Source organism: Erythrobacter sp. 'gip.4 top 5', assembly GCF_056495765.1.
Window position 1 is genome coordinate 705,001 of the sequence record NZ_CP200270.1, and the last position, 12,831, is coordinate 717,831.

The 12,831-nt window shown below is 60.5% G+C and carries 12 protein-coding genes (1 of these 12 only partly in view); 5 read left to right on the top strand and 7 right to left on the bottom strand.

Annotation, left to right across the window (positions count from 1 at the left end; genetic code table 11):
• Positions 1 to 605 carry the 3' portion of an IS66 family transposase gene (gene tnpC / locus ACRANW_RS03395; RefSeq protein WP_479431270.1) on the top strand. 934 nt of this gene lie to the left of the window's left edge, so the window shows 605 of its 1,539 coding nt (coding positions 935–1,539); the start codon falls outside the window, past its left edge; it ends in the stop codon at positions 603 to 605.
• Positions 606 to 1,116: 511 nt separating this feature from the next.
• Here tnpC and ACRANW_RS03400 read toward each other — a convergent pair.
• Positions 1,117 to 2,463 carry a metal-dependent hydrolase family protein gene (locus ACRANW_RS03400; protein ID WP_479433145.1) on the bottom strand — a complete coding sequence of 449 codons (1,347 nt, stop codon included), beginning with the start codon at positions 2,461 to 2,463 and terminating at the stop codon, positions 1,117 to 1,119.
• Between the two features lie 256 nt (positions 2,464 to 2,719).
• On the opposite strand from ACRANW_RS03400, the gene ACRANW_RS03405 reads away from it, so the two are divergent.
• Positions 2,720 to 3,220 (top strand): YciE/YciF ferroxidase family protein, encoded by a 501-nt coding sequence (locus ACRANW_RS03405; RefSeq protein WP_479433146.1) that lies wholly within the window; start codon positions 2,720 to 2,722, stop codon positions 3,218 to 3,220.
• A gap of 42 nt (positions 3,221 to 3,262) precedes the next feature.
• Here ACRANW_RS03405 and ACRANW_RS03410 read toward each other — a convergent pair whose 3' ends face one another.
• A complete protein-coding gene (locus ACRANW_RS03410; RefSeq protein ID WP_479433147.1) occupies positions 3,263 to 5,524 on the bottom strand; it encodes an NADP-dependent malic enzyme in 2,262 nt (753 codons plus the stop codon).
• A 150-nt stretch (positions 5,525 to 5,674) separates the two neighbouring features.
• Between ACRANW_RS03410 and mutS the strand changes: the two genes are divergently transcribed.
• Complete coding sequence (gene mutS, locus ACRANW_RS03415; protein ID WP_479433148.1) at positions 5,675 to 8,341, top strand: DNA mismatch repair protein MutS; 2,667 nt, start codon at positions 5,675 to 5,677, stop codon at positions 8,339 to 8,341.
• Between the two features lie 26 nt (positions 8,342 to 8,367).
• Here the strand turns inward: mutS and ACRANW_RS03420 are convergent, their stop codons facing one another.
• Entirely contained in the window at positions 8,368 to 8,745 is a 378-nt protein-coding gene (locus ACRANW_RS03420) for a hypothetical protein (protein WP_479433149.1), read from the bottom strand.
• A gap of 129 nt (positions 8,746 to 8,874) precedes the next feature.
• Here ACRANW_RS03420 and ACRANW_RS03425 point away from each other — a divergent pair, with 129 nt between their 5' ends.
• On the top strand, positions 8,875 to 9,306 hold the full coding sequence (locus ACRANW_RS03425) for a hypothetical protein (protein ID WP_479433150.1): 432 nt from the start codon (positions 8,875 to 8,877) through the stop codon (positions 9,304 to 9,306).
• Positions 9,307 to 9,310: 4 nt separating this feature from the next.
• Here the strand turns inward: ACRANW_RS03425 and ACRANW_RS03430 are convergent, their stop codons facing one another.
• From ACRANW_RS03430 to gluQRS, 4 genes are read right to left on the bottom strand one after another with little or no spacing between them, the layout of a single operon-like run.
• The gene (locus ACRANW_RS03430; protein ID WP_479433151.1) at positions 9,311 to 10,180 is read right to left on the bottom strand and encodes a 3-hydroxyacyl-CoA dehydrogenase NAD-binding domain-containing protein; all 870 of its coding nucleotides are present in this window, start codon (positions 10,178 to 10,180) and stop codon (positions 9,311 to 9,313) included.
• Between the two features lie 59 nt (positions 10,181 to 10,239).
• Complete coding sequence (locus tag ACRANW_RS03435; RefSeq protein WP_479433152.1) at positions 10,240 to 10,806, bottom strand: cob(I)yrinic acid a,c-diamide adenosyltransferase; 567 nt, start codon at positions 10,804 to 10,806, stop codon at positions 10,240 to 10,242.
• A gap of 27 nt (positions 10,807 to 10,833) precedes the next feature.
• A complete protein-coding gene (locus tag ACRANW_RS03440) occupies positions 10,834 to 11,076 on the bottom strand; it encodes a hypothetical protein (RefSeq protein ID WP_479433153.1) in 243 nt (80 codons plus the stop codon).
• 25 nt (positions 11,077 to 11,101) lie between these two features.
• Positions 11,102 to 11,947 (bottom strand): tRNA glutamyl-Q(34) synthetase GluQRS, encoded by an 846-nt coding sequence (gluQRS, locus tag ACRANW_RS03445; protein WP_479433154.1) that lies wholly within the window; start codon positions 11,945 to 11,947, stop codon positions 11,102 to 11,104.
• Positions 11,948 to 12,124: 177 nt separating this feature from the next.
• On the opposite strand from gluQRS, the gene ACRANW_RS03450 reads away from it, so the two are divergent.
• Positions 12,125 to 12,733 carry an HNH endonuclease gene (locus ACRANW_RS03450; protein WP_479433857.1) on the top strand — a complete coding sequence of 203 codons (609 nt, stop codon included), beginning with the start codon at positions 12,125 to 12,127 and terminating at the stop codon, positions 12,731 to 12,733.
• Positions 12,734 to 12,831 lie beyond the last annotated feature (98 nt).

Genomic DNA, 12,831 nt, shown 5'->3' on the forward strand with positions numbered 1-12,831 from the left:
AGGTCGATGGCTATGGCGCCTACACCGCGCTTGCCCGGCGTCATCAACAGATCCGCCTCGCCTTCTGCTGGGCGCACGTGCGCCGCAAGTTCTATGAGCTGGCCGAGAGCTCGCCCGTGGCCGCCGACGTGCTGCGCCACATTGCTTCCCTCTACGCCATCGAAGACGATATCCGCGGGCTACCTGCTGACGAACGTCGCGACGTCCGCGATCAGCGCAGCCGTCCGATCATCGACGACCTGCACAGGTTCCTCGAAGCACGCGGTCGGCAGGTCAGCGCCAAGGCGAAGCTCGGCGAAGCGATCAGCTACGCCCTCAAACGCTGGGATGGGCTGACACGCTTCCTCGACGATGGCCGCATCGATCTCGACAACAACGTCGTCGAGCGCGCCATCCGCCCGCTGGCTCTCAACCGCAAGAACGCGCTGTTCGCCGGCTCCGACGAGGGCGGCGACAACTGGGCGGTGATCGCCACGCTGATCGAAAACTGCAAACTCACCGGCATCAACCCGCACACCTGGCTGACCGCAACGCTAACCAGCCTCGCCAATGGTCATCCCGCATCGCGCATCGAAGAGCTCCTGCCGCACGCTCACGTGGGCTGAAAACACCGCTTACCCAGGGCCTCCAGATTTACGATGATGGTATTCGCATTGCGCTGCGTCCGATGAGGATCGAGGCTTGGTTTGATGGTGACGACGCCGGAAGACGCCTGTCCGACCATGATGCCTATATCGTCACGATACCTTTGCGCCTGCCTCTTGGGTTGCGCTGCCAGTCAATAGCAGACGATGATGGTAACGCTTGTGGGACGTAAAAACAGATTTCGCAAACGTGGCGCTTTTGCGGTTTCCGCCTTCTGCCGCGAACACGCTTTCGCCTTGGGCACAGCCCGTGTTTTGGGCTGCGGGATAAAAATCTTGACTAACCGCTCTCCTGAAACTGACAAAAATCGTGTTGGCTTACGGTAAAACCGGTCATTCGACACGCCGTTTGGGAATGGCGCCGGGGTTCCAGACTTTGCGTATTCGTCCCGGTTGATGTTCCTATCGGGCCATTACGCACCGACACGCATCGTAATAAGGCGGGTCTTCGAAAGCCCGAAGGGCCTTCCGCTTACTGCTCAGGGCCCTTCACCATTATCCCATCCTTCATGATAACGGTGAAATTACGCTCGGGATCACCGATCAGGTCAATATCGGCCAGTGGATCGCCGCGCACCAGAATGAGATCTGCAAGCGCCCCTGGTTCGACCACGCCAAGCCGACCTTCGTAGGGTGTTCGCGGGCCGGACAGGGCCAACAATTCGGCGTTGCCCGATGTCACCAGCTTGAGCAATTCAGCAGCCGTGAAATAGGGCTTCAGCCGAAGAATATAGGCGTTCTGCTGGGCGTTGAGATCAGGCTCGAACAAGAAGTCCGTGCCCCAGGCGAGCTTGACGCCCAGCCGCTTGGCCATCGGCCAAACCTGCCGTTGCCCTTCGATCACCGGTTTGCGTTTTTCGCGCCGCTTGGGGTCCATCGCATCGGTCGAATCGACCAGCATCTGGCCTGATAGCCAAATGCCCTTGTCCGCCATCAATTTGAGTGTGTCTTCGTCCAAGAGATTGCCGTGTTCGATCACCTTCACGCCAGCCTCAATCGCGCGGCGCACGGATTTGGGGTGGTAGGCATGGACGGTGACATAGGTGTTCCAGTCCGAGGCTGCGTCAACCGCCGCCTTCATCTCATCAAGCGTGTATTGCGTAACATCGAGCGGATCATATTCTGAACTTGTGCCTCCACCGGCCGCGATCTTGATCTGGCTGGCCCCCATCCGCAGATTCTCGCGCACGGCGGTGAGGACCTCGGCCCGCCCATCAGCGATTACGCTTGCCCAGATTTGCTCAGCCTTTGACATTGTGCCCGAAAAGCGACGCGAAGGTTCGTCGGGTCCGCGCAGATCGGCATGACCTGAGGTTTGCGAGATCATCGGCCCCGATGGCCAGATGCGCGGGCCCAACACCTTGCCGCTATCAACAAGCCTCTTGAGCTGAAATGAAGGCCCGCCGACATCGCGAACCGAGGTGAAGCCACGCAAAAGCATCGCTTGTGATTGCGCGGCGGACAACTGCATCACCTTTTCAAGGCTCATGTCGGGCGACGCCATCTGCGCCGGAGAAAGGCTGTTGAACATAGTGTGGACGTGGTTGTCGATCATGCCCGGCATCAGCGTCTGTCCGCGCCCGTTTATCACTGTCGCATTGGCCGAGGCTGGCTTCGCATCGGCCCCGATCGCCACAATCAGATTGCCACGCACCACGACGGTGGTCGGCGCTGACAACGCATCCGAGGTGCCATCGAAGATCCGGACATTGGTGAATACGACTTCGGTCGTGCCTTGCTGTGCGGCAAGCGGAGCTGCCAGCGTCAGCAGCAGGCCCAGACATGCAGTCAGTGCGGCGCGAAGGTGCTTTCCAATCATCGTGTTCCCCTGACTTGCGGCCCGTTGGTCTACGTTTCGGGCACACTCTATAGCGAGCAAATGATTGCATGGCTTGGCTGGGTTGCCAATGCGTCGTTGCGCCATTCAATCGCCCTGACGATGCGCTGTGCCATCACCGCGCCTCGTCTTGCCCCACCCGCGCCGCATCTTGCCCTATCCCGGTGAGACGTTCGGAACATAGTGCCGCTGGTTTTGGTCATTGTCTGTAACAACAATCAAACCGGAGATTACCGCGATGACTATTACCACGCTCAAAGACCTTTATGTTGACCAGCTGCAGGATCTTTACAGCGCAAACCGCCAGGCGCTGAAGGTCACTCGCGAACTCAAGGACGCATCCCATTCCAGTGATTTGCGCAAAGCGTTGGACGCTGGCGCCGATGGTATTGAGCAGGGGATGAGTGATCTCAAAACTCTCATTGAAAATCACAAGGCCAATCCGCGCGGTGAGCATTGCAAGGGCATGGAAGGTTTGGCAGCCGAAGCGCGCGCGCATGGGATTGAAGCCGATTTCGCCGATGGGGACGTTCGCGATGCCTCGATCATCGCGCAATACCAACGCATGACGCATTACGGCATATCCGGTTATGGAACGGCCCGTGCCTTCGCCACACGCTTGGGCCTCACGGAGGATGCCGGCGTACTTGCCAATTGTCTGGAAGAAACGCGCGGTGGTGATCGCCACATGACCACAATCGCGTCGGGCGAAGTCAATCCAGCCGCCGCCGAAGCTTAAAAGCAAAAGAAGCCCGGCCTCATCGGCCGGGCTTTTTGTCACTTAGCCGACCACCCCGGCACTCGCCAGCACCGCCAGCGTCAACACATCGGGGACGCTCGCTGTCATCGGCACGATCTGGACCGGCTTTTCCACCCCGATCATCATCGGACCGATAGTGGCATTGCTGCCGAGCTCTCGCAGCAACTTGGCTGAAAGATTGGCTGATTGCAGCCCTGGCATGATCAGAACATTCGCAGGCCCCGACAAACGGCTGAAGGGGTAAAGCGCCATCACCTTGGGGTTGAGCGCTGCATCAGGAGCCATTTCGCCCTCATATTCAAATCCGGGCTCTTCCCGATCCAGAATCGCGACCGCCTCACGGATTGCACCAAGCCACTGGCCTGATGGATTGCCAAAGGTCGAATAGCTGAGGAATGCGACCCGTGGCTCATGACCCATGCGCCGGGCGACAGCGGCAGTTTCCTTGGCGATATGCGCAAGTTCCACCGCGTTGGGGCGTTCGTTGATCGTGGTATCAGCCAGAAACGTGGTGTGATTTTTGCCGATCATCATGTGGATGCCGAACGGCAGCGCGCCTTCCTTGTGATCGAACACCAGGTTCACTTCACGCACGGTTTGCGCAAAGGTGCGAGTCATGCCGGTAATCATCCCGTCACCATGTCCCAGCGCAACCAGCAATGCCGCAAAGACGTTGCGTTCCTGATTGACCATGCGGCGCACATCGCGTTCGGTGTAGCCGCGCCGCTGCAGTCGATTGTACAAATAATCGACCATCGCAGGTACGTGTTCGCTATCGGCGGAGTTCTGGATTTCGAAGCTGCTCGGATCGCTCACTGAAAGTTGGTGCAACTTGTCCAGCACAGCCTTTGTGCGGCCGACAAGAATAGGTGTGCCGTAGCCGAAATCGCGGAACTGGATCGCGGCGCGCAGCACCACTTCTTCTTCCGCTTCGGCAAACACCATCCGCTTGGGGTTCGCCTTGGCGACTTCATAGACGCCCGACAGCACAGAAGTGGTGGGATTGAGGCGTGATCGCAATTGGACGCGGTAGGCATCAAAATCTTCGATGCGTGCACGGGCCACGCCCGAATCCATCGCCGCCTTGGCGACAGCGGAGGAGACGACTTCGATCAGACGCGGATCGAACGGGGCGGGAATAATGTAATCCGTACCGAACTTGTGGTTCTTGCCATAGGCGGCGGCCACCTCTTCCGGCACTTGCTGGCGGGCAAGTTCCGCGATGGCCTTGGCCGCCGCGACCTTCATTTCTTCATTGATCGTGGTCGCCTGAACATCCAGTGCGCCGCGGAAGATGAAGGGGAAGCCCAGCACATTGTTGACTTGGTTGGGAAAATCGCTGCGTCCGGTGGCAATGATCGCATCTGGGCGAACAGCCTTGGCTGCGTCCGGCATGATTTCAGGCACAGGATTGGCCATCGCAAAGATGATCGGCCTGTCCGCCATTCGCGTGATCCATTCCGGCTTCAAGGCGCCTGCTGCCGAAAGGCCGAGGAAAATGTCGGCCCCGGTCAGTGCCTCTTCCAGATTGGTCGCGGTGGTGGCGACCGCGTGGGCGCTTTTCCATTGGTCCACGCCTTCGCGGCCAGGCGTAATCGGGCCGGAGCGATCACACAAAATCACGTTTTCATGCCGCACGCCCATCGCTTTGATCAGCGCGGTGCAAGCAATCGCCGCCGCGCCCGCACCGTTGACGACCACCTTCACGTCACGAAAATCGCGGCCTGTGATGTGGCAGGCGTTGAGCAGGCCAGCCGCCGTAATGATGGCCGTGCCATGCTGGTCATCATGCATCACGGGGATCTTCATGCGTTCACGCAGGGCGGCTTCGATTATGAAGCATTCGGGCGCCTTGATGTCTTCGAGGTTGATGCCGCCAAAGGTCGGCTCCATCAGCGCAACCGCGTTGATGAAGGCCTCGGGGTCTTCCGTGTCGAGCTCGATATCGATGGAATCGACGTCGGCGAACCGCTTGAACAGCACCGCCTTGCCTTCCATCACCGGCTTGGACGCAAGCGCGCCCAGATTGCCGAGACCAAGAATGGCGGTGCCGTTGGAAATCACCGCAACAAGGTTGGCCTTGGCGGTGTAGCGCGCGGCCAGTGACGGGTCGGCTGCAATGGCTTCCACTGGCACGGCGACGCCCGGCGAATAGGCGAGGCTCAAGTCGCGCTGCGACGTCATCGGCTTGGTCGCTACGATTTCCAGCTTACCGGGGCGAATGGTCTCATGATAGAACAGCGCCTCACGTGCGGTGAAGCCGCCCTTGTTCTCTTCTGTCATGTGCCAGATTCCTCTGCTTGTTCGTCCGGTAAATCGTGCTCCGCTTAGCCTTGCGCGGCGCAATGCGATAGGCCGGAAATGGCGCAGGCCGGGGGAAAGGCTGCCCACCGGACATTTCCGAATCGCAGGTGATGGGGCAAGGCTTTGGCGATGCCAGCGCCCTCTGAACCCCAGTCCCCCGGCAAGCTTACGCCGATGATGGCGCAATACCTCGCGCTTCGCGAAGAGGCGGGCGATGCGCTGATGTTTTACCGCATGGGCGATTTCTTCGAATTGTTCTTTGATGATGCGCGTACAGCGGCGCAAATTCTCGACATTGCGCTGACAACCCGGGGCGAGCATCAAGGCGCGCCGATCCCGATGTGCGGAGTTCCGGTGCATTCATCCGAAGGCTATCTGGCGCGCCTGATCAAGGCCGGCTGCCGGGTGGCGATTGCCGAACAGGTGGAAACGCCGGACGAGGCCAAGGCGCGGGCCAAGCGCGAAGGCACGCCATCATCCAAGGCGCTGGTCGGCCGTGCCATTGTGCGGTTGGTGACGGCAGGGACGCTGACCGAGGAAGCCTTGCTCGAACCGCGCCGTGCCAATGTGCTGGCGGCACTGGTAGAATTGCGCGGGTCCATTGGGATCGCTGCCTGCGATGTGTCCACTGGCGCAATGGTGCTGGAGGAATGTGCAGCCGATCAATTGGGCGCCGCGCTTGCGCGCCTTTCACCCAGTGAAGTGGTCGTGCCGGAAGATTGGGACCGCAAGGATTTTGACCCCTCCGGCGACGTGATCCGCCGCCCGCGCAGCACCTTCGCCAGCGATTCAGGAGCCGAACGGCTCAAGGTGGTGCACTCCGTCGCGACCCTTGATGCATTCGGCGCATTCTCCCGCGCCATGTTGAGTGCGGCGGCGGGCCTGATTGCCTATCTCGAGCACGCCGGTCGCGGCAAGCTGCCGCTGTTGTTACCCCCGGTGGTGCGGTTGGGCGAGGCCGGAATGGCGATGGACGCGGCGACCCGCGCCAGCCTCGAAATTCTCGAAAGCACCCTTGGTGGCCGGGCAGGCAGTCTGATCGGCGCGGTGGACCGCTGCGTTACGGGTGCAGGCTCGCGGTTGCTGGCTGAAGACCTGTCTGCGCCCTTGATGAATGCCATGCAGATTGAGTCACGGCTGGCGTTGGTGCAGTTCTGGCGTGACCGCCCAATTGAGCGGGCGCGGCTGCGTGAAGCTTTGCGCGCCATCCCCGATCTGGGCCGTGCACTGGGCCGAGTGGCAGCGGGCCGGGGATCCCCCCGCGATCTTGGGCAGCTGCGTGATGGGCTGGCAGGGGCAATGCGGCTTCACCACTGGCTGGCCGGCGCGCCTGACCGGCCTGCTCTGCTGGATGAGACGCTCGCTCGCCTCACCGGCCACGGCGCGCTCACCGATTGGCTAGCGCGCGCGCTGGTACCCTCGCCGCCCACCGAGCGATCAGGCGGGGGCTATGTTTCTGACGGGTACGACGCCGCGCTTGACGAACTGCGCGCGACATCCGGCGATGCGCGCCGTGCGATTGCCGCGATGGAGGCGCGCTATCGCGATGAGACCGGCATTGCGACACTCAAGATCCGGCATAACGGCGTGCTAGGCTACTTCATAGAGGTCGCTGCACGTCATGCTGATCGGCTGCTGGCACCCGATAGCGGCTTCACGCATCGCCAGACCATGAAGGACGCTGTGCGGTTCAATTCCGTGAAGCTGCACGCCGAGGCTGCGCGCATTGCAGAGGCAGGTGGCCATGCGCTTGCCGCAGAAGAGGCGCATTTCGGAGAACTTGTGGCTGCTGTGGCGGCTGCGCGTGAAGCCATTGCGTCGACCGCTGCCGCTCTTGCCCGGCTCGACGTCGCTGTCGGCAATGCAGAGCGCGCGAGCGAAGCCGACTGGTGCCGCCCGGTGATGACCGAGGATAGCGCCCTTGCCATTACCGGCGGACGGCACCCGGTGGTCGAGGCTGCGTTAGCCAAGGCAGGCGATCGGTTCGTGGCCAATGATTGCCGCCTTGCCGCCGATGACCGACTTTGGCTCATCGGCGGGCCGAATATGGGAGGCAAATCGACTTTCCTGCGTCAAAATGCGCTGATCGTGCTGTTGGCACAGGCGGGTTGCTTTGTGCCGGCGTCGTCTGCGCATATCGGGCTTGTTGACCGATTGTTCAGCCGCGTGGGCGCAGCGGATAACCTTGCGCGCGGGCAATCGACTTTCATGGTCGAAATGGTCGAAACCGCCGCTATTCTGGCGCAAGCCACCAAGCGCAGTTTTGTGATCCTTGATGAAGTCGGCCGCGGGACATCGACCTATGATGGACTTGCGCTCGCCTGGGCCGTGGCTGAGGCGGTGCATTCAAAGATCGCCTGCCGGTGTCTGTTCGCAACGCATTATCATGAGCTCTCACGCCTGGCGGAAACGTGCGAGGCACTCTCGCTGCACCATGTCCGTGCGCGCGAATGGCAGGGCCATCTGGTCTTGCTGCATGAGCTAGCCGAGGGCCCGGCGGACCGATCCTATGGGCTCGCAGTTGCGCGGTTGGCGGGTGTGCCGGCATCAGTGGTAGCCCGTGCCAAGGCCGTGCTCGAAAAGCTCGAGGCAACGCGGAAGGAGACCGGCGGCATTGCGACAGGGCTCGGCGATCTGCCGTTATTTGCCGCAGTCGCTGCGGAACCGGCAAAGGACACGCCGGAACAGAAATTGGCCGAAACTCTGCGGTCGACCGATCTCGATGCTCTCACGCCGCGTGAGGCGCTCGATCTGCTCTATGAATGGAAACGCGCGTTTTCCCAGTCGCGTCGGTGAGCGGACACGCTCCTGACGGCACTTCGTCAGGGCTGTTTGGTTCCCCGCAATTGATCGGGGTCGGCATCGTCAGGAATCACGCCGGCTTCGATGCCGCTGTCACGGTAGATTTGGGGTTCGTCGTCGTGGTCGGGTTCGCCTGAAAAAGCCGAATTGTCGATCATGCCGGTATTTTCCATCTTGCGCATCACGTCGATCAGATCGGTTTCATGGCCAGCGACATTATCAACGCCAGGCGAGGGGGCTTTGCGGCTTTCTGTTCCGCCAGCGGTGACATTTTCTTCCTTGCGCGCATCAACGGCTACATCCTGCGCCTGTTCGCCGCGCTTATCTTGTTCGGCGTTATGTATTTCAGGGGCCATCCCTTCGGAAGGGCTGGGTGCGGGGATATTGCGATCGGACATGAATGTTCTCCTTGCCAAGAACAAAGGCAGCCAACCGAGATATGTTTCATCGGCGACGACAGTCCGGCTGCGCGATACGCCAAACCGCTTTGCACGAAGTTTTAACTGCGGTTCCGTTAGGCTCGCGCCATGTTCAAGACCGTTTTACAGAACAGCAAAGCCGCGCTCGCTTTTGCGGGGATGACCCTGTTTGGCGCCGTGGTAATGGTTGGCACGCCGGAAGACAGCGGCGTGGTCGTCAAGGCCGCTGATATTCTGGGCGCCGAACGTGCCAAGTTCGCCGATACAGCGCAGGCATTTGCCGGCGGGCAAAGCGTCGGTGACAGGCCCAGCAACGCCGATGCGGGATGGGGCCAGGAACCCAGCGTCTTTGGTACATACAGCACTGGTAGCACGCCCGCCGCGATTCCAAATCCGGCGCCGGCCCCCAACCCTGGAGGCTATGATCCGGCCAATGCGCCGTTATCACCCGGTGCCATAGTCGGGCCATCTGACAACCAGCTTCCGCCGAAGCCGGCGCCGTATATTTCCGACCGCGAATTGGTGATCGAAATCAAGTAAGATCCTAGCGGGTCGGAACTGGCGCCTCACCTGTGTAATCGTAAAAGCCGCGGCCTGACTTGCGGCCTAACCAGCCCGCTTCGACATATTTTACCAACAGCGGCGCCGGGCGATACTTGCTGTCGCGCGTGGTCCTGTAGAGCACATTGATGATGTCGAGGCAGGTGTCCAGACCGACAAAATCGGCCAGTTGCAGCGGGCCCATCGGGTGATTGAGACCTAGGCGGCAGCCCTTGTCGATATCCGCGATCCCCGCAGTGGACTGGCCCAGCACGAAGACTGCTTCATTGATCATCGGCAGCAGGATGCGGTTGACGACGAAACCGGGTTCGTCCTGGCTCAGCACCACTTCCTTGCCGAGCCCTTGTGCAAAGGCCGTGACCCGGTCGGTGGTATCTTGCGCCGTGGCCAGACCGGGGATCACTTCGATGAGGCCCATGACCGGCACCGGGTTGAAGAAGTGCAACCCGATGAAGCGCGCCGGATCGGGGGAATGGTTGGCCATCCGCGTGATCGGGATCGAGGATGTGTTGGACGAAAGGATCGCGTCCGCGCGCAACACCTTGCCGGCTGCATCAAAAATCGCGTTCTTGATCTCTTCGCGCTCGGTCGCGGCTTCGATGATGAGATCGGCTTCGGCAAAGGGGGTGTAATCGGCGACGGGAGTGATGCGCGCGAGCAGCGCCTCGGCATCGGCAGCCTCGATCTTGCCGCGTCCCATTAGCTTGACGAGCGCCTTTTCTACTGCCGCCTTCCCAGCTTGTGCGCGGGCCAGATCAACATCGGCCAACATCACGGCCATGCCATTGGCTGCAACAGTTTGGGCAATGCCGGTGCCCATTTGTCCGGCTCCGATGACGGCGATGGTGCGCATGGTCTAATCCTTCGCAAGTGCAGCAATCCCGCCGCCCTAGCCGCGAAGCCGTCGCCTGACTAGCGGTTAGCGCCCGGAACCCACTTCACATCGCGCTTGCCATTATCATTGACCACACGGGCAAGTACGAACAGGTAGTCTGACAATCGGTTGATATAAGCCAGTGCGGCCGGATTGACCGGCACTTCGGCGGCAAGCGCAACCATTGCACGTTCCGCCGCGCGAGTCGTTGCGCGCGCGACGTGCAGGCGCGCGGCAAGTTCGGTGCCTCCCGGCAAGATGAAGCTGGTAAGCGGCTGAAGTTTTTCGTTGCAGGCATCAATGCGTTGTTCCAGCCATTCCGCTTGCGACGGGACCATCCGCAGCACCATTTCTGACGGCGCGAAATCACCTCCCGGTGTCGCCAGATCAGCGCCAAGATCGAACAAATCATTCTGGACACGGGTAATCTCGGCGCCTGGAGAGCCGGACATCAGGACAGCGGCCAACCCGATCGCACTGTTGGCTTCATCCACTACGCCCATCGCCATGATGCGGGCAGCATTTTTGGAACAGCGCGAGCCATCGACAAGGCCTGTCGTGCCATCATCCCCGGTGCGGGTGTAGATTTTGTTGAGCTTCACCATTGCAGGTTTTCCGCAGCGTCTCGCGGGTCAGTTCCCGCCGTTGGCAGCAAAAATTCCAATCACGAACACAACAGCAATCGCTAGCGCCTGATACTTGATGCGCGCAAACATTGCCTTGTTCTGGGCAAGCTGCATATCGGTGGCCGTCGAGCCTTCGCCGGTTTCAAGATCAATCTTGGTGGTTTTGAGGAACGCCACAATCCCCTTGACCAGTGAAAAGGCGACAAGACCCATCAAAACGAGCAATACGATGATCAAAAAATAGTTCATACTGTTTCCAATGGACGCACGGCCCTTAGGTTCCAAGTCGTAAATGTTGCAAGCGCAGTTGTGCGGCAAGCATGAGCCCGTCTTCACCCGCCTCCCGCCGCTCTGCCAAGGCTGGCGACCCGCGCCGTTTGGCGAGTTTTTCCCCGTTTATGTCATTCAGCAACCGGTGATGATGCCAGCGCGGGACGGGAAGGCCGAGCAAGGCTTGCAGCGTGCGGTGTATGTGGCTTGCCGCAAACAAATCGGCGCCGCGCGTCACCAATGTCACGCCGTCTTCTGCATCGTCGAGGGTCACCGCCAAGTGGTAGCTTCCCGGCAAGTTCTTACGCACCAGCACTACATCGCCGAGCCCGGCCAGATCGACCGCCTGCGGCCCTGCTACATTGTCGTGCCAGATGAGCGGCCCGGTCACCGCCAATGCCCCCGCCGCATCCAGCCGCCATGCGGCCGGGTTCGCGAGGTCAGGCATACGATGCATGGAGGCACCCGGCTTGCAGGTACCCGGATAGATCAAGCCTTCCAACCCTTGCGCCGCACCCGTGGCCGCGATGTCCGTGCGGGTGCAGGTGCACGGATAAAGCAGCCCGGACGCCTTCAACTTTTCGACAGTGGCGGCGTAGTCTTCGATCCGGGTCGATTGCGCGGGCACCTCGTGCCACTCCAGCCCGAGCCATTCCAGATCGCGGCGGAACTCGTCGGCCAAGTCCGGGCGGGAGCGTGGCCCGTCGATATCTTCGATCCGCAGAAGGAACCGCCCCCCATTTTTTTGGGCCAGATCATGTGCGATGATGGCGCTGAACGCATGGCCAAGATGCAGTCGTCCATTGGGACTCGGAGCAAAACGGGTCGTGAGAGGAACGTTCTTGGCCATCGCGCTGTTTATGACACACGGCGTCTTCTTGCGTCATCCCCAGACTTGGCCCCAGACTTGGCCACAGCCTTTCCACAGGGGGGCACCAGCCTGACCCTGTGGATAGCCATCCTGTCACGGGTTTGACTCTTTGATTTGCCACGTCAGAATAGAAGCAATCAGGGAGTAATGCTCACCGTGCTTAAAGCCGAACTGATCGAAAGAGCGGCCCGTTTTCGCGGGATCGATGAGGACCCGACGCGCAACCTGTCGGCTTGCCCGGCGCTTGTGCTCAACGCCGACTACACGCCTTTGTCCTATTATCCGCTAAGCCTGTGGCCGTGGCAGACCGCGATCAAGGCAGTGTTTCTTGATCGCGTCGACATCGTGGCGAGCTATGACCGCGAAGTTCATTCGCCTAATTTTGACATGAAAATTCCAAGTGTTATCGCTCTCAGGCAATATGTGAAGCACAGCGAGTTTCCCGCCTTTACTCGCTTCAACGTCTTTCTGCGTGACCGCTTCCAATGTCAGTATTGCGGCAGCATGGAGCATCTGACCTTCGATCACGTCACCCCGCGCCGATTGGGCGGGCGCACCACGTGGGAAAACATTATCACGGCCTGCGCGCCCTGCAACATGAAGAAGGGCGGCCGCACGCCCAAGCAAGCGGCGATGCCCGTACACCAGGCCCCGATTCGTCCGACAAGCTGGCAATTACAACAGCACGGCAAGCAATTTCCGCCCAATTACCTGCACGAAACATGGCGTGACTGGCTGTATTGGGACATCGAACTCGAAGCGTGATGGGTTGGGTGGCTGGCTGCGCGCAGATTGGAACATGCTGCGTCGGTTTCACTTAACCAATCGGCCCGCCCGAACCGAGCGTTGTGGGCGGTTCTATG

What these genes read in the sequence shown, in the direction of transcription:
- ACRANW_RS03435 (WP_479433152.1), bottom strand. Translation starts at nt 10,806, where the DNA reads ATGGTGAAGCTCAACAAAATCTACACCCGCACCGGGGATGATGGCACG.
- gluQRS (WP_479433154.1), bottom strand. Translation starts at nt 11,947, where the DNA reads ATGGCCAAGAACGTTCCTCTCACGACCCGTTTTGCTCCGAGTCCCAAT.
- mutS (WP_479433148.1), top strand. Translation starts at nt 5,675, where the DNA reads ATGCCAGCGCCCTCTGAACCCCAGTCCCCCGGCAAGCTTACGCCGATG.
- ACRANW_RS03405 (WP_479433146.1), top strand. Translation starts at nt 2,720, where the DNA reads ATGACTATTACCACGCTCAAAGACCTTTATGTTGACCAGCTGCAGGAT.
- ACRANW_RS03420 (WP_479433149.1), bottom strand. Translation starts at nt 8,745, where the DNA reads ATGTCCGATCGCAATATCCCCGCACCCAGCCCTTCCGAAGGGATGGCC.
- ACRANW_RS03425 (WP_479433150.1), top strand. Translation starts at nt 8,875, where the DNA reads ATGTTCAAGACCGTTTTACAGAACAGCAAAGCCGCGCTCGCTTTTGCG.
- ACRANW_RS03430 (WP_479433151.1), bottom strand. Translation starts at nt 10,180, where the DNA reads ATGCGCACCATCGCCGTCATCGGAGCCGGACAAATGGGCACCGGCATT.
- ACRANW_RS03400 (WP_479433145.1), bottom strand. Translation starts at nt 2,463, where the DNA reads ATGATTGGAAAGCACCTTCGCGCCGCACTGACTGCATGTCTGGGCCTG.
- ACRANW_RS03440 (WP_479433153.1), bottom strand. Translation starts at nt 11,076, where the DNA reads ATGAACTATTTTTTGATCATCGTATTGCTCGTTTTGATGGGTCTTGTC.
- ACRANW_RS03410 (WP_479433147.1), bottom strand. Translation starts at nt 5,524, where the DNA reads ATGACAGAAGAGAACAAGGGCGGCTTCACCGCACGTGAGGCGCTGTTC.